The sequence below is a fragment of the Exiguobacterium sp. s89 genome (assembly GCF_018617735.1).
Classification (GTDB): Bacteria; Bacillota; Bacilli; order Exiguobacteriales; family Exiguobacteriaceae; genus Exiguobacterium; species Exiguobacterium marinum.
The window spans coordinates 18,098-45,025 of record NZ_JACSKS010000008.1; the positions used below are offsets into that span (position 1 = coordinate 18,098).

Sequence of the window (26,928 nt, forward strand, 5' to 3'; positions counted from 1 at the left end):
CCCTCAAATTACCGTTTCGTTTTCTTGTCTGATCCGTGACCTTTGTACGTGCGTGTTGGAGCGAATTCACCAAGTTTGTGACCAACCATGTCTTCTGTCACGAATACTGGTACGTGTTTACGACCATCGTGTACACCGAACGTGTGACCCATGAATTCTGGGAAGATCGTCGAGCGACGTGACCAAGTTTTGATGACTTGCTTCTCACCAGATTCGTTGATTTTATCAACTTTAGCGAGCAAGTGGTGATCTGCGAATGGACCTTTTTTCAAGCTGCGACCCATGTTAGAACCTCCCTTTGGAATGATTCGGGAACGGCCCTTTCGAACCGCCCGAGAATCATGTAGTAATTATTTCTTACGGCGACGAAGGATGTACATGTCGCTCGATTTGTTTTTCTTACGAGTTTTAAGACCAAGAGCTGGTTTACCCCAAGGAGTAAGTGGGCCCGTACGACCGATTGGCGCACGACCTTCACCACCACCGTGTGGGTGATCAACCGGGTTCATTACAGAACCACGTACTGTTGGGCGTTTGCCTAACCAACGTGAACGTCCTGCTTTACCGATGTTTACGAGTTCGTGTTCTTCGTTACCAACTGAACCGATTGTCGCGCGGCAAGTGCCGAGGAACAAACGTGATTCACCTGATTGAAGACGAACGATGACGTACTTGCCGTCACGTCCTTGGATTTGTGCCGATGCACCAGCCGCACGAACTAGCTGACCGCCTTTACCAGGCTTAAGCTCGATGTTGTGGATTGTTGTACCGACAGGGATGTTTACGAGTGGAAGAGCGTTCCCCACTTTAATATCCGCTTCAGGACCAGACATGATTTCCATGCCCACTTTGATGCCCTTAGGAGCGAGGATGTAACGTTTCTCACCATCTACATAGTTGATGAGTGCGATGTTAGCTGAACGGTTTGGATCGTATTCGATCGTTGACACACGTCCTGCAACGCCATCTTTGTTACGTTTGAAATCGATGATACGGTATTTACGCTTGTGACCGCCACCTTGGTGACGAACAGTCAAGCGACCTTGGTTGTTACGTCCGCCTTTTTTCGAAAGCTTTTCAGTTAACGATTTTTCAGGGCGATTCGTTGTAATCTCTGCAAAATCAAGAGATGTCATGTTACGACGACCGTTAGTGGTCGGCTTAAACTTTTTGATTGCCATCGAGGATTCCCTCCTTTTCTTCTAAGGTAGTTAATTAACCGAGGAAGTCGATTGTGTTGCCTTCAGCAAGAGTTACAATCGCTTTTTTACGGCGAGCTGTGTAACCAGCGTGACGACCGACACGTTTCGCTTTCGGTTTGTAGTTCATTGTGTTTACCGAAGCAACTTTCACGTTGAAGATTGTTTCGATAGCGTGTTTTACTTGCGATTTAGTCGCTTTTACGTCGATTTCGAAAACGTATTTGTTAGCTTCCATGAGGCTAACTGAACGTTCAGTAATGATCGGACGTTTGATGATATCGTATGCTTGTGCCATTATGCAAGCACCTCCTCTACCTTCGCAACCGCATCTTTAGTGAAGATGACTTTGTCGTTAGCAACGAGGTCAAGAACGTTTACGCCTGCTGCGTCGATCACAGTCACTCCTGGGATGTTACGAGCTGCGAGAGCGATAGTCTCATTGTAGTCCGCTGTGACTACAAGAGCCTTACGTTCTACTGATAAGCTGTTGAGTACAGCAGCCATATCTTTTGTTTTTGGTGCATCGAAAGCAAGGCCTTCGAGGACGATGAATTCGTTGTTTTGTACTTTCGACGAAAGTGCCGAGAGAAGTGCTAAACGACGAACTTTCTTAGGAAGTTTGTAAGAGTATGAACGTGGTGTTGGACCGAAGACTGTACCACCACCAACCCATTGTGGTGAGCGGATAGAACCTTGGCGCGCACGACCAGTTCCCTTTTGTTTCCATGGTTTACGGCCGCCACCGCGTACTTCCGAGCGACCTTTCGTATCGTGAGTACCTTGACGGCGTGATGCTTGTTGCATGACGATTGCGTCGTAAAGTACTGATTCGTTTGGCTCGATTCCGAAGATGGCTTCTGCCAATTCGATTTCGCCAACTTGTGAACCTGTTTGGTTAAGCAAAGCTACTTTAGGCATTCGTAATTCCTCCTTTCCGTGCAGTTAATTAGTTACCTTTGACCGCTGTTTTGATGATAACGTTCGATTTACGAGCGCCTGGAATAGCACCTTTCACGAGGAGAAGGCCGCGTTCCACATCAACTTTAACGATTTCAAGGTTTTGAATTGTTTTACGCTCTCCACCCATTTGACCAGGAAGAAGTTTCCCTTTGAATACGCGGTTAGGAGCGACAGGACCCATCGAACCAGGACGACGGTGGTAGCGCGAACCGTGAGCCATTGGTCCACGTGATTGTCCGTGACGCTTGATCGCACCTTGGAATCCTTTACCTTTCGATGTACCTGTAACGTCTACTAATTCACCTGCAGCGAAAATGTCTGCCTTAATCTCTTGACCGATTTCGTATCCTTCTACTGAAGTACGAACTTCTTTGATGAAGCGCTTAGGTGTCGCGTTTGCTTTCGCAGCGTGACCTTTTGATGGTTTGTTTTGACGTGATTCTTTGATGTCTCCGAAACCAAGTTGAACTGCTTCGTAACCGTCTGTATCAACTGTTTTAAGTTGAAGAACGACGTTACCTTCGACAGCAACTACTGTTACCGGTACAACTTCGCCTGCTTCGTTGAAGATTTGAGTCATACCAAGTTTTGTTCCTAAGATTCCTTTAGCCATGAGATACACCTCCTGTTAATAATTAATTGTCTCTTCTGGCTAGTATCTACTATATGAAGAATTAAAGTTTGATTTCGATGTCTACACCTGATGGTAACTCGAGACGCATAAGCGAATCGACTGTTTTCGGTGTTGGGTTTACGATGTCGATCAAGCGTTTGTGTGTACGCATTTCGAACTGCTCACGAGCATCTTTGTACTTGTGGACCGCACGAAGGATCGTGTAAATCGATTTTTCAGTTGGGAGCGGGATTGGACCCGATACCTTTGCACCTGAACGCTTCGCAGTTTCAACGATTTTCTCAGCTGATTGATCGAGAACGCGATGGTCATATGCTTTTAAACGAATACGAATTTTTTCATTTGCCATGTTTATTTCCCTCCTTTGTCGCCTACTTTAAAAATAGACAATTCTCCGCGGAAATTTCCACACCGGCCATGGCAATGCTGCCTGGCGTGTCATAACCTCCCGCTTCAACGCAGCGTGCTTGTGTCAGCAGAGGCATCCGATCATTGCAAATCAACGATTGGACCCATGTTCTGCTATAAAGTCTCTCACCACTCGCACAAACACTTAATCATTATATCTAATCTGGTCATGGAATGCAAGATTAGATTTTTGAAGTCGCCGGTTGTCTGATGAGTTGCTCAACGTTCCCTAATGTAACAAGATTTACGAGCTTTTGCAAGTAAAAATTCATTCTTTTATTGAACTATTTTTCAAACGAACTCCCATGTCAACTCTACCTAGCGTTTCATTAACCCGCCAAACCGCTCTGTTACCTCTTCTATGACCGATTGCGGGGCTCGTTTCAAACAGTCTTTGACAATTCCTTCATTAATAGAGTTTGTCTTGAAATAACTGACCAATGACGCTAGTTTATCCTCACGCCCGATGACCGTGTAAAGGACGACCCACTCCTCTAGGTGCATCCATTGCCCATCTGGTTCAATGAAAGGATGCGTATAGATTCCGTCTGTGCACTTCATCCGGAAACTAGACATGACGTCCACATCCGTTCTCTCGAATACGTACTCTCCAAAGTAGGTGGTTACGTATGCCTCGTGCGGGTCAGAGGTTTTCTTCTCCCCGGCGCGACTTAGTATGCAATCGATCTTTTCAAACTGATCCGGTTCAACAAAGACATCGATGTCATTCGTTACCTCGACGATGCCATGATGCTTTAACAGTTGTGAGCCACCGATGCGATACTCAATCCCATTCAGGCGACAAATTGTCTCCAATTGCTTCAGCATGACGTCACTCCTTTCTCGTATGCCTCATCTTACCATGTCATCATGAAAACACAAAAAAGCAGCCCGCATATTGCGGACTGCTTGAAGTTGTTCAGATGAGTCAATCGATTACTCGATGATTTCTGTTACTGAACCAGCACCTACAGTACGGCCACCCTCACGGATAGAGAAACGTGTACCGTCTTCGATCGCGATTGTAGAAATCAATTCGACCGTCAACTCGATGTTGTCTCCTGGCATTACCATTTCAGTACCTTCTGGAAGGTGAACGATACCTGTTACGTCAGTTGTACGGAAGTAGAACTGCGGGCGGTAGTTCGCGAAGAATGGCGTGTGACGGCCACCCTCTTCTTTAGAAAGAACATAGATTGATGCTTTGAATTTAGAGTGTGGTGTGATTGAACCTGGCTTAGCAAGTACTTGTCCACGCTCGATGTCCTCACGTGATACACCACGGAGAAGTGCACCGATGTTGTCGCCAGCTTCAGCGTAGTCGAGAAGCTTACGGAACATCTCTACACCAGTACATACAGTTTTCTTAGTTTCTTCTGTAAGACCAACGATTTCAACTTCGTCGTTGACGCGGAGAACACCACGCTCAACACGACCAGTCGCTACAGTACCACGACCAGTGATTGAGAATACGTCCTCAACAGGCATCATGAAGTCTTTATCAGTGTCACGAACTGGTTCTGGGATGTACTCATCAACAGCGTTCATGAGTTCCATAACTTTTTCTTCCCACTGAGCTTCACCGTTAAGTGCGCCAAGTGCAGAACCTTTGATTACAGGGAGGTCGTCGCCTGGGAAGTCATATTCAGAAAGAAGTTCACGGATTTCCATTTCAACGAGTTCGAGGAGCTCTTCATCGTCTACCATGTCAACTTTGTTCATGAAGACTACGATGTAAGGAACACCTACTTGACGTGAAAGAAGGATGTGCTCACGTGTTTGTGGCATTGGGCCATCTGTTGCAGATACAACGAGGATTGCTCCGTCCATTTGAGCAGCACCAGTGATCATGTTTTTAACATAGTCAGCGTGTCCTGGGCAGTCAACGTGTGCGTAGTGACGCTTTTCAGTTTCGTACTCGATGTGAGCTGTTGCGATTGTGATACCGCGTTCGCGCTCTTCTGGAGCACCATCGATTTGGTCAAACTTAGTAGCTGTTTTACCTTGTGCACGTGAAAGTACAGCAGAGATTGCTGCAGTCAAAGTTGTTTTACCGTGGTCAACGTGGCCAATTGTACCAATGTTAACGTGCGGCTTAGAACGGTCGAATTTTTCTTTACCCATTCTAGATTCCTCCTCTATTAAACGATTAGTTTTATTTAACTAGGAAGACGTAGGTTACTTTTAACATACGTCCTCCTTAGCTTACAACAATCAATCTAGCGATACAACCGTTATTAGCCGTTCGCTTTTTTGACGATTTCTTCAGCAATTGATTTCGGTACTTCTTCGTAATGATCGAAGTGCATCGAGTACGTTCCACGTCCTTGCGTACGTGAACGAAGTGATGTTGCGTAACCGAACATTTCAGAAAGTGGAATCATCGCTTTAACGACTTGAGCGTTACCGCGAGCTTCCATACCTTCTACGCGTCCACGGCGTGACGTAACGTCACCCATGATGTCACCCATGTATTCTTCTGGGATAACAACTTCAACACGCATCATTGGCTCAAGGATAACAGCTTTCGCTTGGTCCTTAAGTTGTTTAACCGCCATCGAAGCAGCAACTTTAAACGCCATCTCGTTCGAGTCGACATCGTGGTACGATCCGAATACGAGACGAGCTTTAACGTCTACTACTGGGTAACCAGCGAGGATACCGTTTTCGAGAGCTTCTTCAATCCCGTTTTGAACAGCTGGGACGTATTCACGTGGTACAACACCACCGACGATCTTGTTCACGAACTCGAATCCAGCGCCTTCTTCGTTCGGCTCGAATTCTACGACAACGTGACCGTACTGACCGCGTCCACCAGACTGACGAACGAATTTCGAATCGATCTTCGCAGCGCCACGGATTGTTTCACGGTAAGCAACTTGTGGTGCACCAACGTTAGCTTCTACTTTGAATTCGCGACGCATACGGTCAACGAGGATGTCAAGGTGAAGCTCACCCATACCAGAGATGATCGTTTGACCAGTCTCAGGGTTTGTTTCAGTGCGGAATGTTGGATCTTCTTCTGCGAGTTTCGCAAGAGCTTGACCCATTTTATCTTGGTCTGCTTTCGATTTAGGCTCGATTGCAACCGAGATAACTGGTTCTGGGAACGTCATTGACTCGAGAACGATGTTATCTTTCTCAGTACAAAGCGTGTCACCAGTAGTCGTGTCTTTGAAACCAACAGCAGCGGCGATGTCACCAGCGAATACCATTGGAATCTCTTCACGGCTGTTTGCGTGCATTTGAAGGATACGACCGAGACGCTCACGCTTCCCTTTAGTCGAGTTCTTCACGTATGATCCTGCTTCAGCTGTACCAGAGTACACGCGGAAGAACGTCAATTTACCGACGTAAGGGTCAGTCATAACTTTGAACGCAAGTGCTGAGAATGGAGCTTCATCAGAAGGCTCACGTGTGATTTCTTCTTCTGTATCGAGGTTGATCCCTTTGATTGACTCGACATCAACTGGTGATGGGAGGTAATCAACAACGGCGTTAAGCATAAGCTGAACACCTTTGTTCTTGAAGGCAGAACCAACGAGTACAGGGTAGAATTCAACGCTAAGTGTCGCTTGACGGATCGCAGCTTTCAATTCTTCAATTGAAATTTCTTCACCTTCAAGGTACTTCATCATCAATTCTTCGTTGAAGTCAGCAACACCTTCGATCAATTGACCGCGAAGTTCTTCAGCTTGGTCAGCCATGTCAGCTGGGAAGCCATCAATCACTTCGATGTCAGTACCGAGGTCGTTGTTGTACATGTAAGTCTTCATTTCAACGAGATCGATGATCCCTTTGAAGTTGTCCTCTGCTCCGATTGGGAGTTGAATCGCGTATGCGTTCGCATTAAGGCGCTCATGAAGCGTCTTCACAGAGTACAAGAAGTCTGCGCCGATTTTATCCATCTTGTTGACGAATACGACACGTGGTACACCATATGTCGTCGCTTGACGCCATACAGTTTCTGTTTGTGGTTCTACACCTGACTGAGCGTCAAGTACAGCAACAGCACCATCAAGTACGCGAAGTGAACGTTCAACTTCTACTGTGAAGTCTACGTGTCCAGGTGTATCGATGATGTTTACACGGTGACCATTCCACTGTGCAGTTGTCGCAGCCGAAGTGATCGTGATACCACGCTCTTGCTCCTGCTCCATCCAGTCCATTTGTGAAGCACCTTCGTGCGTTTCACCAATTTTATGGATACGACCTGTGTAATAAAGAATACGTTCAGTTGTTGTCGTTTTACCGGCATCGATGTGAGCCATGATCCCGATGTTACGAGTATTCTTTAGGGAGAATTCTCTTGCCATACTGGGTATTCTCCTTCCGCATATTTGATTTTCGTGTGTTGGCACACGATATGATTATACCCGAAAGCCACTCCGTTAAGCCACGCTTGGCGGAGTGGACTTTACGATTAAATTACCAACGATAGTGAGCAAACGCTTTGTTTGCCTCTGCCATCTTATGCATGTCTTCGCGTCTCTTAACAGATGCACCAGTGTTGTTGGCTGCATCCATGATTTCGTTCGCGATACGTTGCTCCATCGTCTTTTCGTTGCGGAGACGAGCGTAGTTCACGAGGTAACGAAGACCAAGTGTTGTACGGCGCTCTGGACGAACTTCAACAGGAACCTGGTAGTTAGCTCCACCTACGCGGCGTGCCTTAACTTCAAGTACAGGCATGATGTTGTTCATTGCTTCTTCGAACACTTCCATAGGCTCTTTGCCTGAGCGTTCAGCGATGAGGCCAAATGCGTTGTAAATGATAGTTTGAGCTGTACCTTTTTTACCGTCTAACATGACACGGTTAATGAGGCGAGTTACCAATTTCGAGTTGTAGATCGGATCTGCGATAACGTCACGACGTTCTGCACGGTTTTTACGCATCCGAGTACCCTCCTTTCAAGATTTCAATTGTATTTTTAGTTGGCGAGAATTACTTCTTCGCAGCTTTCGGACGTTTCGTACCGTATTTAGAACGGCCTTGCATACGTCCGTCCACACCTGCAGTGTCAAGCGCACCACGAACGATGTGGTAACGTACCCCTGGTAAGTCTTTTACACGTCCTCCACGGATAAGAACAACGCTGTGCTCTTGAAGGTTGTGGCCAATACCTGGGATGTACGCAGTCACTTCGATTTGGTTAGTCAAACGAACACGAGCATACTTACGAAGCGCCGAGTTCGGTTTCTTCGGAGTCATTGTACCAACACGTGTACAAACACCACGCTTTTGTGGTGAGCTCACGTTTGTTTGTGACTTGATGAAACTGTTGTAACCTTTGTTAAGTGCTGGAGAGTCAGATTTAACGACTTTCGATTTACGTCCTTTACGGACTAACTGGTTAATAGTAGGCATCTTTGAAGATCCTCCCTTCCTGAATGTTGCTATTTTCTAGTCCCACCGACCCGGGTGGTTCATTTAAGGTCATAACGAAACGTTTTTACGAGGCGTAGGCATTCCATGACCTCGCAAAAACGTGAGTTATACCTTGAAAGTGGCAATTGTAGCAGCCAAACCTTCCCGTAGAAAGTTCGGATGGACGTCCAAGTAGCTTGCCGACTGCTGGACACCGTTGTCATCGACAACAACCGATTGGCGGCACTAAATCATAGTAGCACCACCAACCTGCGCTGTCAAGACGTATTTTATTCGACCGTTGTATCTTCGAGAGCAACTGGTGCCTCATCTTCTTCAAGTTTCACATCACGGTAGACAGCCATTCCAGTACCAGCCGGAACGAGTTTACCGATAATGACGTTCTCTTTGAGTCCAAGGAGGTAGTCGCGCTTCCCTTTGATTGCCGCATCAGTCAAGACACGAGTCGTTTCTTGGAACGAAGCTGCTGAGAGGAACGAATCTGTCTCAAGCGAGGCTTTCGTGATTCCAAGTAGGACCGGTTTTGCAGTCGCCGGGTGTTTCCCGTCACGAATCGCACCTTTACACGCTTCTTTGAAGACGCTGATGTCGACAAGTGATCCAGGAAGAAGTGGCGTGTCACCAGACTCGATAACTTTAACACGACGAAGCATTTGGCGAACCATAACCTCAACGTGCTTATCACCAATTTCTACCCCTTGCATCCGATAAACTTTTTGAACTTCTTGGAGAAGATAGTTTTGAACACCAGATACACCACGGACGTTCAGCAATTCTTTCGGATCGATCGAACCTTCCGTGAAGACTTCACCGGCTTCAACTGTATCACCAATTTGGACGCGGAGACGAGCTCCGAATGGAATCGTGTATGAACGTGTCTCACTGAATCCTTCGACCGTGAGCTCACGCTTGTCACGTGATTCAGTGAAGTCGATGACCGTACCAGAGATTTCCGAGATGACCGCTTGACCTTTCGGGTTACGGGCTTCGAATACCTCTTGGATACGTGGAAGACCTTGTGTGATATCGTCTCCGGCAACCCCACCAGTGTGGAAGGTACGCATTGTAAGCTGCGTTCCTGGCTCACCGATCGATTGCGCGGCGATGATACCGACGGCTTCTCCGACTTCAACGTTTGATCCAGTCGCCAAGTTGCGTCCGTAACATTTCTTACATACGCCGTGTGACGTGTTACATGTGAAGGCTGTACGAATTTCAACTTGTTCAACACCCGCATCAACGATGATGCGTGCGATATCTTCTGTAATCAATTCGTTCTTATCGATCAACACTTCGCCCGTTTCAGGGTGTGTGACCGTTTCGAACGATGTACGTCCGACGAGTCGGTCGTACAAGCTTTCGATTTCTTCCGTACCCTCGCGGAGTGCAGACACACGGATTCCGCGGTCTGTTCCACAGTCTTCTTCACGGATGATGACATCTTGCGCCACGTCAACAAGACGGCGCGTCAAGTAACCTGAATCGGCTGTCTTCAAGGCTGTATCGGCAAGACCTTTACGAGCCCCGTGAGTCGAGATGAAGTACTCTTGAACCGTCAGACCTTCACGGAACGACGATTTGATTGGAAGTTCGATGATGCGACCAGATGGAGCGGCCATCAAACCACGCATACCCGCAAGCTGCGTAAAGTTAGATGCGTTACCACGGGCACCAGAGTCAGACATCATGAAGATCGGGTTCAAGCGGTTGAGGGATTTCATCAATCGAGATTGAATTTCATCCTTCGCTTCGTTCCAAGCACGTACTACGCGCTCGTAACGCTCATCTTCTGTGATGAGACCGCGACGGAACGACTTCATGATTTGGTCGACTTGAGTTTGTGCCTCATCCAAGATTTCCTGTTTGTCAGGAAGTACGATGATATCAGCAATCCCAACCGTTACACCCGCTTTTGTCGAGTGCTTAAAGCCAAGATCTTTCATCCGGTCAAGCATGCGGCTTGTTTCAGTCGTTTCAAACTTCTGGAACACTTCCGCGATGACTTTCCCGAGGAATCCTTTTTTGAACGGATCGATGATTGGACGTGATGCGATTTCTTCCGCAACGTTCGTCCCTTTGTCGATGAAGTACTTGTCAGGCGTTGCTTCCTGCAAGTTTTCCATCGTTGGCTCGTTCAAGTAAGGGAACGTATTTGGCAAGATTTCGTTAAAGATCATCTTCCCAACTGTCGTAATGAGCAATTTCTCGTTCTGTTCGTCTGTGAACGTCGGATTGTTGAGCGTACGTGCCGGAAGAGCCACACGCGAGTGCAAGTGGACATATCCGTTTTGGTAAGCAATCAACGCTTCGTTGACGTTCGAAAACACTTTTCCTTCACCGACGGCATCTTCACGTTCAAGTGAGATGTAGTAGTTACCGAGGACCATATCCTGCGATGGTGTAACAACCGGTTTACCGTCTTTCGGGTTCAAAATGTTCTGTGCAGCGAGCATGAGAAGGCGTGCTTCCGCTTGTGCTTCTGCAGAAAGTGGAACGTGGACAGCCATTTGGTCACCATCGAAGTCGGCGTTATAAGCCGTACATACGAGTGGGTGAAGGCGAATCGCACGACCTTCAACAAGAATCGGTTCGAATGCTTGAATACCAAGGCGGTGAAGTGTCGGGGCACGGTTCAAGAGAACCGGATGCTCACGGATGACTTCTTCAAGGACGCCCCAGATTTCAGGTTGCATCTTCTCGATTTTACGTTTTGCGTTCTTAATGTTTGAAGCGATGCCGCGACCGACAAGTTCTTTCATTACGAACGGTTTGAAGAGCTCAAGTGCCATCTCTTTTGGAAGACCACACTGATACATCTTCAAGTTTGGTCCTACGACGATAACCGAACGTCCTGAGTAGTCGACCCGTTTACCGAGAAGGTTTTGACGGAAACGACCTTGTTTCCCTTTCAACATATGTGAAAGCGATTTGAGCGGACGGTTACCAGGACCTGTTACCGGACGACCACGACGACCGTTGTCGATGAGAGCGTCAACCGCTTCTTGAAGCATACGCTTCTCGTTTTGCACGATGATATTCGGCGCGCCGAGGTCGAGCAAACGTTTGAGACGGTTGTTCCGGTTGATGACTCGACGATACAAATCGTTCAAGTCAGATGTCGCAAAGCGTCCTCCGTCGAGCTGTACCATTGGGCGAAGCTCTGGCGGGATGACAGGAAGTACTTCAAGGATCATCCAGTCTGGATTGTTTCCTGAAGTGAAGAACGCGTCAAGAACTTCCAAGCGCTTGATCGCACGAGTACGACGCTGACCTTGGACAGTTTTCAACTCTTCACGAAGCTCACCCACTTCTTTTTCAAGATTGACGTCTTGAAGAAGTGTACGGATTGCTTCAGCACCCATGTCTGCTTTGAAGTCGCTACCGTATTTTTCACGATAGAGACGGAATTCTTTTTCCGAGAGAAGTTGTTTCTTCTCAAGCGGTGTGTCACCTGGTTCTGTTACCACGTAAGATGCGAAGTAAATGACTTCTTCAAGTGCACGTGGTGACATATCGAGAACAAGCCCCATGCGGCTTGGAATCCCTTTAAAGTACCAGATGTGCGAAACTGGTGCCGCGAGCTCGATATGGCCCATTCGCTCGCGACGCACTTTCGCTTTCGTCACTTCAACGCCACAGCGGTCACAAATGACTCCTTTATAACGGATTCGTTTGTATTTCCCGCAGTAACATTCCCAGTCTTTCGTAGGACCGAAGATTCGTTCACAGAACAATCCGTCCTTCTCTGGTTTAAGTGTACGATAGTTGATCGTTTCCGGCTTTTTGACTTCACCGTAAGACCACGAACGGATCTTCTCTGATGAAGCCAAGCCGATTTTCATATATTCAAATCGATTAACATCTACCAAGGGGCCGACCTCCCTTTTCGCCTTATTCCTCTTCCGTAACAGTCGGTTGAACGACTTGTTCTAACGCCGATGTTGCGTTCGGGATGTTGTCGTCATCTTCATCTTTCATTTCGACTTCTTCATCATCCGCTGACATCATCTTGACTTCCATACCGAGAGCTTGAAGCTCTTTGATCAAGACGCGGAATGATTCAGGAACGCCCGCTTTTGGAACGCTCTCGCCTTTCACGATGGCCTCATATGCTTTCACACGACCGACCGTGTCATCCGACTTGATTGTCAAGATTTCTTGGAGCGTGTAGGCTGCACCGTACGCTTCAAGAGCCCAAACTTCCATCTCTCCGAAGCGCTGACCACCGAACTGTGCTTTACCACCGAGCGGTTGTTGCGTAACGAGTGAGTATGGTCCTGTCGAACGAGCGTGAAGTTTATCATCAACCATGTGCGCGAGTTTGATCATGTACATGACACCGACAGAGACGCGGTTATCGAACGGTTCACCCGTACGACCATCATAGAGACGCGTTTTCGCATCTTTATCCATACCAGCCTCTTCAATCGTTGCCCATACGTCTTCCTCACGCGCTCCATCGAATACAGGTGTTGCCACTTTGATGCCGAGCTTCTTCGCTGCCATTCCAAGGTGGAGTTCAAGTACTTGACCGATGTTCATACGCGATGGTACCCCAAGCGGGTTGAGCATGATGTCAACCGGTGTACCGTCTGGCATGTATGGCATATCTTCTTCAGGGAGGATCCGCGAGATAACACCTTTGTTACCGTGACGTCCCGCCATCTTATCCCCTTCGTGAATCTTACGTTTTTGAACGATATAGACACGTACCATTTGGTTGACGCCTGGAGACAACTCGTCGCCGTTTTCACGGTCGAACACTTTGACATCCAAGATGATTCCGTCTCCGCCGTTTGGTACACGAAGTGACGTATCACGTACTTCACGTGCCTTCTCACCGAAGATTGCGTGCAAGAGACGTTCTTCCGCCGTCAACTCCGTAACGCCCTTAGGTGTTACTTTACCGACGAGGATATCGCCATCCTTGACTTCAGCTCCGATGCGGATGATTCCGCGATCGTCCAAGTTACGAAGTGCGTCATCTCCGACGTTTGGAATATCACGTGTGATTTCCTCTGGTCCAAGTTTCGTGTCGCGTGACTCTGACTCGTACTCTTCGATATGAATCGACGTGTACACGTCATCTTTCACGAGACGCTCACTCATGATAATCGCATCCTCATAGTTGTAACCATCCCATGTCATGAAGGCAACGACAACGTTACGACCGAGCGCGAGCTCACCCATATCCATCGACGGACCGTCCGCAAGGATTTCTCCTTTTTCGACACGATCGCCAGCTGCGATGATTGGTTTTTGGTTATAGCATGTTCCTTGGTTCGAACGGACATATTTTTGAAGTTTGTAACGGTCCAAATCACCTGAAACCTCAGAACCGTTTATGTCAGACATACGACGGATCAAGACCTCACGCGCTGTGACGCGTTCAACGACACCTGGGTATTTCGCAACAATTGCTGCACCAGAGTCTTTCGCAGACACATACTCCATTCCAGTACCGACAATCGGCGAATCTGGTTGAAGAAGTGGTACTGCTTGACGTTGCATGTTCGCTCCCATGAGGGCACGGTTTGAGTCATCGTTCTCAAGGAACGGGATACATGCTGTCGCAGCAGAAACAACCTGTTTCGGCGATACGTCCATGTAGTCCACTCGGCTTGGCTCGACTGACAAGTTTTGTCCGCGGAAACGGCAAAGAACTTGTTCGTCTGCAAAGTGACCATCCTCTGTGAGCGGCATGTTTGCCTGTGCGACGACGTAGAGATCTTCCTCATCGGCGGTCATATATTGAATTTCACTTGTGACAAGACCTGTTTCCGGGTCGACACGGCGATATGGTGCTTCGATGAAACCGTACTCGTTCACTTTCGCATAAGACGAAAGTGAGTTGATGAGTCCGATGTTCGGGCCCTCTGGCGTTTCGATTGGACACATCCGACCGTAGTGGGAATAGTGAACGTCTCGAACTTCGAAACCAGCACGCTCACGTGTCAAACCACCCGGTCCAAGTGCAGAGAGACGACGTTTGTGCGTAAGCTCTGCGAGCGGGTTCGTTTGGTCCATGAACTGTGACAATTGCGAGCTACCGAAGAACTCTTTAAGCGATGCGATAACCGGGCGGATGTTAATGAGCGCCTGAGGTGTAATCGCATTTTGATCTTGAATCGACATACGTTCTTTTACAACACGTTCCATACGAGAAAGCCCGATCCGGAATTGATTTTGGAGAAGTTCTCCGACTGAACGAAGACGACGGTTTCCTAAATGGTCGATGTCATCTGTTGTTCCGACTTCATGAAGTAAGTTAAAGAAGTAGTTGATTGAAGCGATAATATCAGCCGGCGTAACATGTTTGATACTGCGGTCGATATTGCCATTTCCGATGATGTTCAAGATACGCTCTCCATCTGGGTCATCTGGTGAGATGACTTTGATTGATTGAAGACCGAACGGTTCGCCTTCAGCGACGCCGCCAGTCGGTTCCGCATCGACATAACCGAGGCCGCTCTCCAAATGTGGGAGGATACGATCTAAGTTGCGACGGTCGAGGACTGTTCCAGCTTCAGCGAGTACTTCGCCTGTTTCCGGGTCCACGAGCGTTTCCGCTAATTTTTGACCGAACAAACGGTTCTTAAGATGAAGTTTCTTGTTCATCTTATAGCGACCAACGTTCGCTAAGTCATAACGTTTCGGGTCGAAGAAACGTGATACGAGAAGTGATTTCGCGTTTTCTACAGTTGGTGGTTCACCAGGGCGTAGACGCTCGTAAATCTCGATCAACGCTTTCTCTGTAGACTCTGTATTATCTTTTTCAAGGGTGTTACGAAGATATTCGTCATCACCGAGAAGGTCGATAATTTCTTGGTCCGTACCGAATCCGAGGGCACGCAACAACACCGTTACCGGAATTTTGCGGGTACGGTCGATACGAACATAAACGATATCTTTGGCATCTGTTTCAAGTTCGAGCCAAGCACCACGGTTCGGGATGACGGTTGCGCCAAATCCACGTTTACCATTTTTATCGAGTTTAGCGTTGTAATACACGCTCGGTGAACGGACAAGCTGGGAAACGATGACGCGTTCTGCACCATTAATAATAAATGTTCCCGATTCTGTCATGAGCGGGAAATCTCCCATGAACACTTCTTGTTCTTTGAGCTCACCTGTCTCTTTGTTTTGGAGACGTACTTTTACGCGAAGTGGCGCAGAATAAGTAACGTCGCGCTCCTTCGATTCATCGATCGAATACTTCGGCTCGCTGAGCGAGTAATCGATGAACTCCAACACGAGGTTTCCTGTGAAGTCGGAAATCGGTGAAATGTCTGTGAACATTTCCTTCAATCCTTCACGCAAGAACCACTCGTAAGAAGCAGTTTGAATTTCAATCAAATTCGGAAGCTCTAAAACCTCACTGATACGGGCAAAGCTTCTTCTCTGACGGTGACGACCGTACTGAACAAGTTGACCAGTCAACTGATTCACCTCTCAGACCCCCAATTCTTTAGCGAATTTTTCGGGCGTAATAATCGAACATTGTCATTGAATGTCGCTCGTTTTCCGTCTCTAAAAAGCAGCAGACACGGCAGTTTCAAGCGAATTCCATTCCAATGGCATTTTATAATGTTAGCATATACGTTATAGCGAGTCAACAAGACTTCACCGTTTGTCAAGACCGAATTGCTCGGAAAATAAAGTAACCCTTCTCTTTCGCGACCGTTTCGACTTGACTAAACACCTCTTCTAATAACTTTTTAGCAGAAGGCGCTCCTTGTTTCTTTTGAATGACGACATAAATTGCTCCTCCATCGACCAAATGCGCATGTGCTTCACGCAAGATCGTATGGACGACTTGTTTTCCCGCACGAATCGGCGGATTGGTGACAATGGCGGCAAACCGTTCTCCCCCCACCGCGTCATACGCGTGAGAAAGCCGTGTTTCGACCGTCACTCCATTACGGGCGGCGTTTTGCTCAGAGAGCGCCAGCGCACGCTCATTTACATCAATGAGCAATGCTTCACGCCCAGAGGCATCGGCAAGCGAGATCCCCATCGGACCATAGCCGCAGCCTACGTCTAAAATGCGTCCTGACACCTCAGGTACTTCAAACGATTCAATTAAAAGACGTGACCCAAAATCGACCGATCCTTTCGAGAACACACCGCGGTCCGAAGTGAAATGATACTGTTTCCCTCGTAACTCATACGTCCATGTCTCCGGGGCACTTTCCGAACGTGGATCGTTCGTATAGTAATGATCTCCCATGCGTCGAACCTCCTAACCCATTCTTCAAGGAAATAAAAGAAGCTCGCCATGGCGAGCTTCTATAGGTTGTGAAGTTGAATTACTTAACTTCAACAGATGCGCCAGCTTCTTCAAGCTTAGCTTTGATTGAATCAGCGTCTTCTTTAGAAACGCCTTCTTTGACTGGAGCCGGAGTTCCGTCAACGAGTCCTTTTGCTTCTTTAAGACCGAGGCCTGTGATTTCACGAACAGCTTTGATGACGTTGATTTTACCAGCGCCAGCGTTTGTGAGGATTACGTCGAATTCAGTTTGCTCTTCAGCTGCTGCGCCTGCGCCAGCACCTGCAACTGCTACTGGAGCTGCTGCTGATACGCCGAATTCTTCTTCGATTGTTTTTACGAGTTCGTTAAGTTCGAGAACCGTCATTGATTTGAGGTCTTCGATGAATTGCTCTTTGTTGAAAGCCATTATGGTTTTCCTCCTTTGATGTTGTAAAAAGTTTTTAAGTTACGCTACGCGACAAAAATTAAGCTGATTGCTCTTCTTTTTGTTCTGCGATTGCATTTGTTGCGACTGCGAGCCCACGGATTGGAGCTTGAAGTACGCTGAGAAGCATCGAGAGAAGACCATCGCGTGATGGAAGTTCTGCAAGGGCTTTGATTTCTTCGAGTGAAGTCACTTTGCCTTCGATGATTCCGCCTTTAAGTTCGAGCGCTTTGTGATCTTTCGAGAAGTCATTCAAGATCTTCGCTGGAGCAATAACGTCTTCGTTTGAGAAGGCGATTGCTGTAGGACCAGTGAAGACTTCGTCAAGACCTTCGAAGTTCGACTGAATAGCTGCGCGGCGAAGAAGACCGTTCTTGTAAACTTTGAACTCAATTCCAGCGTCACGGAGTGATTTACGGAGTGTAGTCACTTCTTCAACTGTAAGTCCGCGGTAGTCAACAACAACTGTTCCCACGCTCGCTTGCATTTTTTCAGCGATTTCATCGACGAGTGCCGATTTCTGAGCTACGATTTTTTCGTTTGCCATGTGTTTGCACCTCCTAGTCAATTCTTATACCGGACGAGAGGCTGCTCTCCAAAAGAAATCCCTCGTATGAAGACATACGAGGGCGTAATTGTTTGAAAGTAAACCTGTGACAACAGGCTCAAGTTCGAGCAAAGACACCTCGGAAGGGTTTACGGACCGATGTCCACCTTCTGTCTACGGTAATCCAACATATTCGGTTGAACGTGTATTACTTTATCAGCGGTGTCACACGTTGTCAACAATTTATTTCAACAAAATTACTTAAGGAAATCCGCAGTCGCTACACGGATCCCAGGACCCATTGTAGATGAAAGCGCGATGTTTTTAAGGTAAGTTCCTTTTGCAGTAGCAGGCTTCACTTTCATGAGTGTTTCGAGAATTGTCTCGATGTTCTCAGAGAGTTTAGATGCTTCAAATGATTTCTTACCAACTGGAACGTGGATGTTACCAGCTTTATCAACACGGTATTCAACTTTACCAGCTTTGATGTCCGCGATTGCTTTTTCTACATCAAAAGTAACTGTTCCTGTTTTCGGGTTAGGCATGAGGCCTTTAGGTCCGAGAACACGACCGAGTTTACCAACTTCACCCATCATGTCAGGTGTCGCAACGATGACATCGAAGTCGAACCATCCTTGTTGGATTTTGTTGATGTACTCAGCGTCACCAACGTAGTCTGCTCCAGCAGCTTCCGCTTCTTTCACTTTCTCACCTTTAGCGAAGACGAGAACTTTTTGTGTTTTACCAGTACCGTGTGGAAGTACAACGGCACCACGGATTTGTTGGTCTGCTTTCTTCGGATCTACGCCGAGACGGACAGCAACTTCGATTGTTTCATCGAATTTAGCAGTAGCTGTTTTTTGAACGAGCTCGACAGCTTCGGCGAGGTCGTATGACTTCGTGCGGTCAACAAGCTTAGCTACTTCTTGGTGTTTTTTACCCATGATCTTTTCCTCCTTGTGGTTAGCGGAATTTCCTCCCACATAATGAAGGGATTGAAGGTGAGCAGTATTCACCGACAACCCCAGAGACTATCAATTAGTCTTCGATTACAATACCCATACTACGTGCAGTACCTTCAACCATAAGCATCGCTGTTTCTACAGATGATGCGTTAAGGTCAGGCATTTTAAGTTCAGCGATTTCGCGAACTTTGTCACGCTTAACCGTTGCTACTTTCTTACGGTTTGGTTCACCAGAACCACTCTCGATACCAGCAGCTTTCTTCAAGAGAACTGCAGCTGGTGGAGTTTTCGTAATGAATGTAAACGAACGATCTTCGTATACCGTGATGACTACAGGAATAATCAATCCGGCTTGGTCTTGTGTACGAGCGTTGAACTCTTTACAGAATCCCATGATGTTAACACCTGCTTGTCCAAGTGCTGGACCTACCGGTGGAGCTGGGTTAGCTTTACCAGCTGGGATTTGAAGTTTAACGAGTTTAGAAACTTTTTTCGCCACGAGACACACCTCCTTAAGTCTAAAATGTGGTTTCTTGGACGTTGTGCGCCCTCCCACTCAATCTATTAGGTCGAGTTTGTACCGAAATAAAGCACAACATCAAACATTTCCGATTGTACCATCCGTTTTACGGATTAGCAAGTGGGTTTAGTTAATTTTCTGAACTTGTTCGAAATCAAGCTCAATTTTTGTTTCGCGACCGAACATATCGACCACGACTTTGAGCTTCTCTTTGTCAGCTTCGATTTCGTCAATCGTACCTTCAAAGTTCTCGAACGCGCCTTCTTTCACACGGACAAGGTCACCGAGTTCGTAATTGTAACGATCTTTCTTCTCGATGAGTCCCATTTGCGACAAGACATTTGTCACTTCATCCGGTTGAAGCGGGATCGGCTTGGCCCCACCGCCGGTTGAACCGAGGAAGCCGGTGACGTTAGGCGTGTTGCGGACAACATACCATGAATCGTCAGTCATGACCATCTCTACGAACACATAGCCCGGGAAGTTTTTGACTTCACGCTCTTTGATTTTCTTCTCGCCACTCTTTAATGTGACTTCTTCTTGTGTCGTTTCAGTCGGGACGAGGACGCGGAAAATTTTATCTTCCATGTTCATCGAACCGATTCGACGTTCTAGGTTTTCTTTGACGTTATTCTCAAAACCTGAGTACGTCTGGACAACAAACCATTGTTTCTCCACGGCTTTCACCTCTTCCTTAGTTAATCAATAAATTGACGAGATAGCTGACTCCAGTATCTACGCCGAACACGAACAGGCCAATCACGACAACGGTCGCGATGACGGTAATGGTATATTTCGTGAGTTCTTTACGAGTAGGCCAACTCGTTTTCTTCAACTCTTTCCATACGTCGCGCAAAAAGTTCATGGTAGCTTCCTCCTACATTGAATGCCAATCTACGTTACTTTGATTCCCGATGCATCGTATGCGCATTACAGCGGCGACAAAACTTTTTCATTTCAAGTCGTGTCGACACACCATCTTTCTTTGTCGTCGAATACTCTCGAGACCCGCATTCTGAACAAGCGAGACTTACTTTCTTTGCCATTCATAAGCGCCCCTTTCGACTACTCTCTCTTAAAAAAGAGCGAAAAAAAAACGCCTCCTGTAAATGGCGTCTACGGACAAGGCGCTACTTTTAAAGTATCACATAGGAGGCACGCGGTCAATAATCGGTTAGCTTGTAAGCGTCCGAACATCGACATGGCGTTCAAATTTCTTCTTCACACGCTGTAACGCATTATCAATTGATTTGACATGACGATCCAAGTCGTCTGAAATCTCTTGATAAGAACGTCCGTCTAAATAAAGACGCAATACTTTCCGCTCCAAGTCACTTAAAATTTCTTCCATCTTCTCTTCCATGAACGTTTGCTCTTCCTGTGTCACAATCAATTCCTGAGGGTCGGTAGGATGTGGAGGCAAGATAACATCAAGCAATGTTCGATCGGATTCTTCATCAAAAATCGGTTTATCGAGCGAAACGTATGAATTGAGCGGAATGTGCTTTTGACGTGTCGCCGTCTTGATTGCAGTAATCATCTGACGTGTGATGCACATTTCAGCAAAGCTTTTGAATGACGCGAGCCGTTCGTCTTTGTAGTCACGCACCCCTTTGTAAAGACCGATCATGCCTTCTTGGACGATGTCCTCATGATCTGCCCCAATCAAAAAGTATGAGCGCGCCTTCGCCCGCACAAAATACCGGTATCGTTCAATCAAAAACTCAAGCGCATCGCTATCCCCTTCGTTTCGCGCCAATAAGACCAACTCTTCGTCTGACATTTTTTCAAACTGTTCGTACGGCCATCCGTTCATGCTCGTTCCCCCCCGGCGATTGATCCTGAACTATGTAAGGTTTTGTCCCATTATAGGACTCCCTACTCCTATGCGTCAAACAAATTTCTAAAAATTCCGTCAATTGAATAATGTGTAACTCATATATTTAATAGTATACAACATTCCTTTGCAAAAAAATGTCAAAATCGAAACAAAGACGAGTCCATTCCATGAACTCGCCCGTGATTTCAGTCACCTTTTGATTTACGTCGTCGCATTTCTTCAAAGCGCGCTTGAATGTGCGGAGGAATATCGATTGTCTTTCGATTGGATTGTTCCTTTTCTAACGACATCCGTTGTTGCTCAATCAGTGTTTTCGCATGCTTCCAATCTTTTAACAGCTCGGTCGCAGGAACGCGTAATGCACCTTGACCAAAAATAACCCATTGCTCGGTGAAATCGTTTGTCGCAACGAATAATGTCACGAGTCGGTCATCGACCAATTCATGCGCTCGTCGCTCAATCCATTCGTCAGCTGTCTCATTTTCTTTCGTATAAATGACATCGACACGACTGCGCTTCTCTTTTGCTTCACGACCATACCGCATATGAGCATCAAACACGATTGTGACCTCTTTGCCGGATACAGCTTGATATTCTGCCATCGCTTCAATCAAGAGGTTGCGCGCCTGATCAAAATCTACATCGCGCAAACTTCTTAAATGTGGCCACGCTCCGATAATGTTATATCCATCTACAAGAAGGAGCTCGCGTTTTAGAATACTCATGCTAACGGGTGGCGTGAGCGATGCACTTCGTACAGAAGGAGCGCTGCTGCAACAGATGCGTTGAGTGACGTGACATGACCGACCATCGGTAAATGGACGAGGAAGTCACACGATTCACGCACGAGTCGGCTCATCCCCTTGCCTTCACTTCCGATGACCACGACAAGCGGCATATTTCCATCTAATCGACGATAGTCCTGACTCTCTTTCGCATCGGTCCCGACGACCCATAGTCCTTTTTCCTTCAATTCTTCAAGCGTTCGCGTCAAATTCGTCACGCGCGCAACTGGAATATACTCAATCGCCCCAGTCGACGCTTTGGCGACCGTTTGGGTCAAACCAACCGAACGGCGTTTTGGAATAATGATTCCGTGTGCCCCGATTGCATCTGCCGTCCGTAAAATCGAACCTAGATTATGCGGGTCCTCTAGCTCATCCAACAGGATGATGAGCGGTGTTTCCTCTTTTGAAGCAGCGAGTGCAAACATATCCTCAATCGTTTTGTATTCATAAGCCGCTATGGCTGCAACGACACCTTGGTGATGCTCACTGCCTGCCATCTTCTCGAGTTTCGTTTTGGGTACGAAAGAAACTTGAACTGATGCTTCATTCGCCATCGCAATGATTTGGGCGAGCGGGCCTTTTTGTTGCCCTTCCATAATAAACACTTTGTTCATGTCACGGCCGCTTCGAAGTGCTTCGAGTACGGGATTTCGGCCATAAAGGAAGTCAATCCCTTCCTCCATCACGTCCACTTCTTTATAATCCGGACGCTCGGCTTTCTGGCGACGTGCACGTTCTGGTCGTTCACCACGAGGGCGGTCAAATGTTCGTTTCTCCGCTCCCCGCTTTCCGTCATGTCGATTCGAACGATTCGGCTTCGAGTCGTTCGAACGCTTGTTTGATGAGTTCTTCAAGACGATCCCTTCTTTCTGTCAAATAGATATATCCAATCAACGCCTCGAACGCTGTGGAGTAACGATAAGTGTGAACATCAACCCGCTTCGGGATTGATCCTGATTTCGCATTCTTACCACGTCTGACGATGGCTTGCTCTTCTTCCGTCAATAAGTCCATTTCTAGCCAATGGGTCACGACGCTCGCCTGTGCCCGTGCATTGACGTAGCGGACCGCGCCCCGGTGTAAATCGTTCGGACGCGTCAATCCTTTCTCGAGCAACCGTTTCCGTACGGCCAATTCATATACCACGTCCCCCATGTAGGCTAGGGCGAGGGCATTCATTTGTTTCGGTTGCATCATAACCGCTTCCACCGAACCCCTTGGGCCGTGTCTTCGAGTTGGATGTTTTGTTCTTTTAGTAAATCACGAATCTCGTCGGCTCGGGCAAAATTACGTGCCGCCCGTGCATCATTTCGTTCTTGAATCAATCGGTCAATCTCGGCATCCAGTAGTTCTTTTTCTTCTGCCAACGTCAAACCGAGCACACCCGTCAATTCATCGAATAGTGAAAGAACCTGCTCGAGTGTCGCTTTTGCCACATGGTCCGCTTTCGCATAAATGTTTGCTTCTCGTGCTAAGTCAAATAAGACCGTCACAGCGTTTGCTGTATTGATGTCATCATCCATCGACTCAATGAAAGCCGTCTTGATCGATTCAAGTTTCCGTTCCATCGACTCGCTCGGTTCACCGAGTCCGGCTGTTACCGATAAACGGTATTCAATGTTTTGATATGCTTCTTTAATTCGGTCCCACCCGTTCGCCGCTTGTTCGATCAATTCACGGCTATAGTTGATGGGATGACGGTAATGAACAGACAACATGAAGAAACGTAGTACCATCGGATCGACTTCCTTCAGTGCTTCATGGACGAGGAGGAAGTTTCCGAGTGACTTAGACATCTTCTCGTTTTCAATATTGATGAACCCGTTATGCAACCAATAGTTGGCGAACTTCGCATGATTGCAAGCTTCTGACTGGGCAATCTCGTTCTCGTGGTGTGGGAATTTTAAATCATGCCCACCCGCATGGATGTCGATCGTTGCCCCGAGATGCTTTTTCGCCATCGCCGAGCATTCGATATGCCAGCCCGGACGTCCTTTGCCCCATGGACTATCCCAAGACGGCTCATCCGGTTTGGCTGCCTTCCATAAAACGAAGTCGAGCGGGTCTTCCTTTTTCTCCCCAACATCGACGCGTGAGCCTGCCCGCAAATCTTCAATCGATTGCTGACTTAGTTTCCCGTATGTTTCAAACTTCTTCGTCCGGAAATAGACATCGCCTTCGGATTCATAAGCGAACCCTTCCGTCTCTAACTGACGAATGAACTCGATAATCTCTTCCATTGTATCGGTAACACGTGGATGTACGTCCGCAGGTTGCACGTTAAGGGCTCCTGTATCCGCTAAATATGCGTCAATGTATCGATTCGTCAACGTTTCGGTGTCTTCACCTAATGCGTTGGCGGTACGAATGATTTTGTCGTCCACGTCCGTGAAGTTCAAGACGTATTTCACCTCATACCCACGATACGTCAAATAGCGACGAACTGTATCAAAGGCAATCGCCGGACGGGCATTGCCGACATGGATATAGTTATAGACGGTTGGTCCACAAACATACATCGATACTTTCCCCGGAACAATCGGGACAAACGGTTCTTTTTTATTCGTGAGACTGTTGTACAGCTGAATCATGTGTCTTCTCCTCCATTCGCTTTTCAAGCGTCTCTAATTTATGTTGAAGTTCTGCCACAGCATTTTCAAGACGTTCTTGGCATTCGCGGTCCGGATCAGGCAGGCGGTGATCTAAGTCGTGTTGTTTCACACGTTTGCCGTTTCGAATAACGACCCGACCCGGAATCCCGACCACAGTCGAATCAGACGGTACATCATTCAAGACGACGGAACTTGCCCCGATTTTGACGCAATCGCCAATCGTGATGTTTCCAAGCACTTTTGCCCCGGCTGAAATGAGGACGTCACTTCCAATCGTCGGGTGTCGCTTCCCTTTTTCTTTCCCGGTTCCACCGAGTGTGACGCCTTGATAAATCGTCACATCATTTCCGATAATGGCTGTCTCTCCGATGACGACGCCGAAACCGTGATCGATAAATACCCGGTTACCGACAACTGCGCCAGGATGAATTTCAATCCCGGTCACCCAGCGACTGAACTGGGCTAATAACTTAGCCACTAGCTTCACGTTTCGTTTCCATAATCCGTGTGCGATGCGATGTGCCCAAATAGCGTGCAATCCTGGATACGTCATTGCGACCTCCACTTTTGATCGAGCGGCAGGGTCTAGTTCCAGGACAGTCCGCAAGTCTTCGCGTACACTGCTCCAAAATCCCATAATCGATATCTCCTTTTCTTATACAAAAACAAAGACGCCCCTGTGCCAAGGCACAGAGACGCCGTAAGCGCGGTTCCACTCTGTTTGGGAAAAGTGTTCCCCTCTCAAATCCCGTTAACGCCGAGTCACGGCCTCGACTACATATCGCCGAGACGGCTCCGAGGTGCACTTCTTCGGGGGACACATCTAGAACTCCCAGCCTAGGTCCTAGTCTCTGCAACGTGTCGTACCGCTTACTTTCCTCATCGATGCCTTTATTACGCTAATAAAGTTGTCAGACGCTTCAATACACGCTCTTTTCCAATTAATGAAATGGCGTTCGGGAGTTCTGGCCCATGTGTTTGTCCTGTCGTGGCGACACGGATCGGCATGAACAAGTTCTTTCCTTTTTGACCGGTAGCTTTTTGAGTCGCTTTCGTCGCCGCTTTAATCGCTTCCGGTGTGAAGTCTTCGATTCCTTCGAGTTGCTGTTTGAACTCTGCAAGTACAGCAGGTACCGTTTCACCTGAAAGGACAACATTCGCTTCCTCGTCATACTCGATTTCATCTTTGAAGAACAAGTCTGTCAACACGACAATCTCTGCCCCGTGCGTCATTTGTTCTTTATACAATGCGATCAAGTTTGTCGCCCAATCCGCTTCTTCGACAGATACCGCCTCGGGTAATCGTCCTGCTTCTTGTAAGAATGGTAAACTGAGTGCCACCACTTCGTCAAGCGTGGCCTTCTTCATGTATACACTGTTGATCCAAGAAAGTTTTTGTTGGTCAAACACAGCCGGACTCTTCGACAATCGGTTCGCATCAAACATTTGAATGAACTCTTCTTTTGAGAAGATTTCTTCTTCCCCGACTGGTGACCAGCCAAGAAGAGAAATGAAGTTGAAGAGCGCCTCAGGCAAGTAACCGAGATCGGCATACTGTTCGATGAACTGGATAATCGATTCGTCACGTTTTGACAACTTCTTGTGTTGGTCGTTATAGATGAGGGTCATGTGACCAAACTCCGGGTACTCCCAACCGAGCGCATCATATACCATCATCTGTTTTGGTGTGTTTGCGATGTGGTCATCCCCACGCAATACGTGACTGATGTTCATCAAATGATCATCTACGACAACAGCGAAGTTGTATGTTGGAATCCCATCTTGTTTCACGATGACCCAATCTCCAAAGTCTTTCGATTCAAAGGAGACGTCTCCTTTAACGACATCCGTCCACTTATACGTCACGCCTTCTGGCACCCGAATTCGAATCGATGGCTTGCGGCCTTCCGCTTCAAATGCTTCACGTTCTTCGACAGTGAGGTTACGGTGCGCACCCGAGTAACGCGGTGCCTCTCCACGAGCGATTTGAGCTTCACGCTCCGCTTCGAGCTCTTCAGATGTCATGTAACATTTATAAGCAAGACCTTTGCTCATCAACTCATTGACATATTTCTCATAAATCGCAAGACGCTCCATTTGGTAATATGGACCGTAGTCGCCGTCACGGCCTGGACCTTCATCCCAGTCGATGCCAAGCCATTCTAAGTACTTCATTTGACTTTCGACACCGTTCAACACGTTCCGTTTTTGGTCAGTATCTTCAATTCGAAGAATCAATTTCCCGCCTGCATGGCGAGCAAATAAGTAGTTAAACAACGCAGTCCGCGCATTTCCGATATGGAGATGCCCCGTCGGACTAGGCGCATAGCGTACACGCACTTCACTCATAATAGTTCCACCTTTCTT

At 47.3% G+C, this 26,928-nt stretch carries 28 protein-coding genes and 2 other annotated features; all 28 genes read right to left on the minus strand.

Translation table 11 applies throughout. The annotated features are described in order from the left end of the window. Nucleotides 1–8: 8 nt before the first annotated feature. The 28 genes from rpsS to gltX all read right to left on the minus strand — a co-directional run bounded on the left by rpsS (nt 9) and on the right by gltX (nt 26,913). On the minus strand, nt 9–284 hold the full coding sequence (rpsS, locus tag KNO96_RS13660; RefSeq protein WP_026824836.1) for a 30S ribosomal protein S19: 276 nt from the start codon (nt 282–284) through the stop codon (nt 9–11). Nucleotides 285–350: 66 nt separating this feature from the next. Continuing rightward, nucleotides 351–1,181 carry a 50S ribosomal protein L2 gene (rplB, locus tag KNO96_RS13665; RefSeq protein WP_026824835.1) on the minus strand — a complete coding sequence of 277 codons (831 nt, stop codon included), beginning with the start codon at nt 1,179–1,181 and terminating at the stop codon, nt 351–353. Nucleotides 1,182–1,215: 34 nt separating this feature from the next. Beyond that, nucleotides 1,216–1,497 carry a 50S ribosomal protein L23 gene (gene rplW / locus KNO96_RS13670; protein WP_026824834.1) on the minus strand — a complete coding sequence of 94 codons (282 nt, stop codon included), beginning with the start codon at nt 1,495–1,497 and terminating at the stop codon, nt 1,216–1,218. Then, entirely contained in the window at nt 1,497–2,120 is a 624-nt protein-coding gene (rplD, locus tag KNO96_RS13675) for a 50S ribosomal protein L4 (protein WP_026824833.1), read from the minus strand. Before rplD ends, rplW begins: the two co-directional genes overlap by 1 nt. A gap of 28 nt (nt 2,121–2,148) precedes the next feature. Next, nucleotides 2,149–2,775 carry a 50S ribosomal protein L3 gene (gene rplC / locus KNO96_RS13680; protein ID WP_026824832.1) on the minus strand — a complete coding sequence of 209 codons (627 nt, stop codon included), beginning with the start codon at nt 2,773–2,775 and terminating at the stop codon, nt 2,149–2,151. A 61-nt stretch (nt 2,776–2,836) separates the two neighbouring features. Next, nucleotides 2,837–3,145, minus strand: coding sequence for a 30S ribosomal protein S10 (gene rpsJ, locus KNO96_RS13685; RefSeq protein ID WP_026824831.1), 309 nt, complete (start codon nt 3,143–3,145; stop codon nt 2,837–2,839). Between the two features lie 377 nt (nt 3,146–3,522). Continuing rightward, the gene (locus KNO96_RS13690; protein WP_214704374.1) at nt 3,523–4,032 is read right to left on the minus strand and encodes a hypothetical protein; all 510 of its coding nucleotides are present in this window, start codon (nt 4,030–4,032) and stop codon (nt 3,523–3,525) included. A 108-nt stretch (nt 4,033–4,140) separates the two neighbouring features. Continuing rightward, on the minus strand, nt 4,141–5,328 hold the full coding sequence (gene tuf, locus KNO96_RS13695; RefSeq protein ID WP_026824829.1) for an elongation factor Tu: 1,188 nt from the start codon (nt 5,326–5,328) through the stop codon (nt 4,141–4,143). Between the two features lie 113 nt (nt 5,329–5,441). Further along, complete coding sequence (gene fusA / locus KNO96_RS13700; protein ID WP_214704375.1) at nt 5,442–7,520, minus strand: elongation factor G; 2,079 nt, start codon at nt 7,518–7,520, stop codon at nt 5,442–5,444. A 112-nt stretch (nt 7,521–7,632) separates the two neighbouring features. Then, nucleotides 7,633–8,100: a 30S ribosomal protein S7 gene (gene rpsG / locus KNO96_RS13705; RefSeq protein WP_026824827.1), complete on the minus strand. Its 468-nt coding sequence runs from the start codon at nt 8,098–8,100 to the stop codon at nt 7,633–7,635. A 49-nt stretch (nt 8,101–8,149) separates the two neighbouring features. Continuing rightward, the gene (gene rpsL, locus KNO96_RS13710) at nt 8,150–8,572 is read right to left on the minus strand and encodes a 30S ribosomal protein S12 (RefSeq protein WP_012727683.1); all 423 of its coding nucleotides are present in this window, start codon (nt 8,570–8,572) and stop codon (nt 8,150–8,152) included. 290 nt (nt 8,573–8,862) lie between these two features. Next, complete coding sequence (gene rpoC / locus KNO96_RS13715) at nt 8,863–12,462, minus strand: DNA-directed RNA polymerase subunit beta' (protein WP_214704383.1); 3,600 nt, start codon at nt 12,460–12,462, stop codon at nt 8,863–8,865. A 22-nt stretch (nt 12,463–12,484) separates the two neighbouring features. Next, a complete protein-coding gene (gene rpoB, locus KNO96_RS13720) occupies nt 12,485–16,033 on the minus strand; it encodes a DNA-directed RNA polymerase subunit beta (protein ID WP_214704404.1) in 3,549 nt (1,182 codons plus the stop codon). 193 nt (nt 16,034–16,226) lie between these two features. Next, complete coding sequence (locus tag KNO96_RS13725; RefSeq protein ID WP_026824824.1) at nt 16,227–16,823, minus strand: class I SAM-dependent methyltransferase; 597 nt, start codon at nt 16,821–16,823, stop codon at nt 16,227–16,229. 79 nt (nt 16,824–16,902) lie between these two features. After that, nucleotides 16,903–17,271, minus strand: coding sequence for a 50S ribosomal protein L7/L12 (rplL, locus tag KNO96_RS13730; protein ID WP_026824823.1), 369 nt, complete (start codon nt 17,269–17,271; stop codon nt 16,903–16,905). Nucleotides 17,272–17,329: 58 nt separating this feature from the next. Beyond that, entirely contained in the window at nt 17,330–17,836 is a 507-nt protein-coding gene (gene rplJ, locus KNO96_RS13735) for a 50S ribosomal protein L10 (RefSeq protein ID WP_026824822.1), read from the minus strand. 44 nt (nt 17,837–17,880) lie between these two features. Beyond that, nucleotides 17,881–18,034, minus strand: a sequence feature (ribosomal protein L10 leader region). Between the two features lie 59 nt (nt 18,035–18,093). After that, a complete protein-coding gene (gene rplA / locus KNO96_RS13740; RefSeq protein WP_026824821.1) occupies nt 18,094–18,780 on the minus strand; it encodes a 50S ribosomal protein L1 in 687 nt (228 codons plus the stop codon). A 94-nt stretch (nt 18,781–18,874) separates the two neighbouring features. Continuing rightward, the gene (gene rplK / locus KNO96_RS13745) at nt 18,875–19,300 is read right to left on the minus strand and encodes a 50S ribosomal protein L11 (protein WP_012727690.1); all 426 of its coding nucleotides are present in this window, start codon (nt 19,298–19,300) and stop codon (nt 18,875–18,877) included. A 147-nt stretch (nt 19,301–19,447) separates the two neighbouring features. Further along, the gene (nusG, locus tag KNO96_RS13750; RefSeq protein WP_026824820.1) at nt 19,448–19,999 is read right to left on the minus strand and encodes a transcription termination/antitermination protein NusG; all 552 of its coding nucleotides are present in this window, start codon (nt 19,997–19,999) and stop codon (nt 19,448–19,450) included. Nucleotides 20,000–20,015: 16 nt separating this feature from the next. Beyond that, complete coding sequence (secE, locus tag KNO96_RS13755; protein ID WP_012727692.1) at nt 20,016–20,186, minus strand: preprotein translocase subunit SecE; 171 nt, start codon at nt 20,184–20,186, stop codon at nt 20,016–20,018. Nucleotides 20,187–20,220: 34 nt separating this feature from the next. Continuing rightward, a complete protein-coding gene (gene rpmG / locus KNO96_RS13760; protein ID WP_026824819.1) occupies nt 20,221–20,367 on the minus strand; it encodes a 50S ribosomal protein L33 in 147 nt (48 codons plus the stop codon). Nucleotides 20,368–20,495: 128 nt separating this feature from the next. Continuing rightward, the gene (gene sigH, locus KNO96_RS13765; protein ID WP_026824818.1) at nt 20,496–21,137 is read right to left on the minus strand and encodes an RNA polymerase sporulation sigma factor SigH; all 642 of its coding nucleotides are present in this window, start codon (nt 21,135–21,137) and stop codon (nt 20,496–20,498) included. A 209-nt stretch (nt 21,138–21,346) separates the two neighbouring features. Continuing rightward, nucleotides 21,347–21,886 carry an NYN domain-containing protein gene (locus tag KNO96_RS13770; protein WP_026824817.1) on the minus strand — a complete coding sequence of 180 codons (540 nt, stop codon included), beginning with the start codon at nt 21,884–21,886 and terminating at the stop codon, nt 21,347–21,349. Continuing rightward, nucleotides 21,883–22,632 carry a 23S rRNA (guanosine(2251)-2'-O)-methyltransferase RlmB gene (gene rlmB / locus KNO96_RS13775; RefSeq protein ID WP_214704406.1) on the minus strand — a complete coding sequence of 250 codons (750 nt, stop codon included), beginning with the start codon at nt 22,630–22,632 and terminating at the stop codon, nt 21,883–21,885. The genes KNO96_RS13770 and rlmB overlap by 4 nt, the downstream gene beginning before the upstream one ends. Before the next feature lie 109 nt (nt 22,633–22,741). Continuing rightward, a complete protein-coding gene (locus KNO96_RS13780; RefSeq protein WP_026824815.1) occupies nt 22,742–23,146 on the minus strand; it encodes a Mini-ribonuclease 3 in 405 nt (134 codons plus the stop codon). Next, entirely contained in the window at nt 23,143–24,540 is a 1,398-nt protein-coding gene (cysS, locus tag KNO96_RS13785) for a cysteine--tRNA ligase (RefSeq protein WP_214704385.1), read from the minus strand. Before cysS ends, KNO96_RS13780 begins: the two co-directional genes overlap by 4 nt. Next, the gene (gene cysE, locus KNO96_RS13790; protein WP_026824813.1) at nt 24,509–25,198 is read right to left on the minus strand and encodes a serine O-acetyltransferase; all 690 of its coding nucleotides are present in this window, start codon (nt 25,196–25,198) and stop codon (nt 24,509–24,511) included. The genes cysS and cysE overlap by 32 nt, the downstream gene beginning before the upstream one ends. Nucleotides 25,199–25,249: 51 nt before the next feature. Beyond that, nucleotides 25,250–25,456, minus strand: a binding site (T-box leader). Then, complete coding sequence (gene gltX / locus KNO96_RS13795; protein WP_214704408.1) at nt 25,456–26,913, minus strand: glutamate--tRNA ligase; 1,458 nt, start codon at nt 26,911–26,913, stop codon at nt 25,456–25,458. (Overlaps the previous feature by 1 nt.) Between the last annotated feature and the right edge of the window lie 15 nt (nt 26,914–26,928).

Coding starts and splice junctions, on each gene's coding strand:
- rpsS (WP_026824836.1), bottom strand. CDS start 284: ATGGGTCGCAGCTTGAAAAAAGGTCCATTCGCAGATCACCACTTGCTC.
- rplB (WP_026824835.1), bottom strand. CDS start 1,181: ATGGCAATCAAAAAGTTTAAGCCGACCACTAACGGTCGTCGTAACATG.
- rplW (WP_026824834.1), bottom strand. CDS start 1,497: ATGGCACAAGCATACGATATCATCAAACGTCCGATCATTACTGAACGT.
- rplD (WP_026824833.1), bottom strand. CDS start 2,120: ATGCCTAAAGTAGCTTTGCTTAACCAAACAGGTTCACAAGTTGGCGAA.
- rplC (WP_026824832.1), bottom strand. CDS start 2,775: ATGGCTAAAGGAATCTTAGGAACAAAACTTGGTATGACTCAAATCTTC.
- rpsJ (WP_026824831.1), bottom strand. CDS start 3,145: ATGGCAAATGAAAAAATTCGTATTCGTTTAAAAGCATATGACCATCGC.
- KNO96_RS13690 (WP_214704374.1), bottom strand. CDS start 4,032: ATGCTGAAGCAATTGGAGACAATTTGTCGCCTGAATGGGATTGAGTAT.
- tuf (WP_026824829.1), bottom strand. CDS start 5,328: ATGGGTAAAGAAAAATTCGACCGTTCTAAGCCGCACGTTAACATTGGT.
- fusA (WP_214704375.1), bottom strand. CDS start 7,520: ATGGCAAGAGAATTCTCCCTAAAGAATACTCGTAACATCGGGATCATG.
- rpsG (WP_026824827.1), bottom strand. CDS start 8,100: ATGCGTAAAAACCGTGCAGAACGTCGTGACGTTATCGCAGATCCGATC.
- rpsL (WP_012727683.1), bottom strand. CDS start 8,572: ATGCCTACTATTAACCAGTTAGTCCGTAAAGGACGTAAATCGAAAGTC.
- KNO96_RS13725 (WP_026824824.1), bottom strand. CDS start 16,823: ATGGGAGATCATTACTATACGAACGATCCACGTTCGGAAAGTGCCCCG.
- rplL (WP_026824823.1), bottom strand. CDS start 17,271: ATGGCTTTCAACAAAGAGCAATTCATCGAAGACCTCAAATCAATGACG.
- rplJ (WP_026824822.1), bottom strand. CDS start 17,836: ATGGCAAACGAAAAAATCGTAGCTCAGAAATCGGCACTCGTCGATGAA.
- rplA (WP_026824821.1), bottom strand. CDS start 18,780: ATGGGTAAAAAACACCAAGAAGTAGCTAAGCTTGTTGACCGCACGAAG.
- secE (WP_012727692.1), bottom strand. CDS start 20,186: ATGAACTTTTTGCGCGACGTATGGAAAGAGTTGAAGAAAACGAGTTGG.
- rpmG (WP_026824819.1), bottom strand. CDS start 20,367: ATGGCAAAGAAAGTAAGTCTCGCTTGTTCAGAATGCGGGTCTCGAGAG.
- sigH (WP_026824818.1), bottom strand. CDS start 21,137: ATGAACGGATGGCCGTACGAACAGTTTGAAAAAATGTCAGACGAAGAG.
- KNO96_RS13770 (WP_026824817.1), bottom strand. CDS start 21,886: ATGAGTATTCTAAAACGCGAGCTCCTTCTTGTAGATGGATATAACATT.
- rlmB (WP_214704406.1), bottom strand. CDS start 22,632: ATGGAGGAAGGGATTGACTTCCTTTATGGCCGAAATCCCGTACTCGAA.
- KNO96_RS13780 (WP_026824815.1), bottom strand. CDS start 23,146: ATGATGCAACCGAAACAAATGAATGCCCTCGCCCTAGCCTACATGGGG.
- cysS (WP_214704385.1), bottom strand. CDS start 24,540: ATGATTCAGCTGTACAACAGTCTCACGAATAAAAAAGAACCGTTTGTC.
- cysE (WP_026824813.1), bottom strand. CDS start 25,198: ATGGGATTTTGGAGCAGTGTACGCGAAGACTTGCGGACTGTCCTGGAA.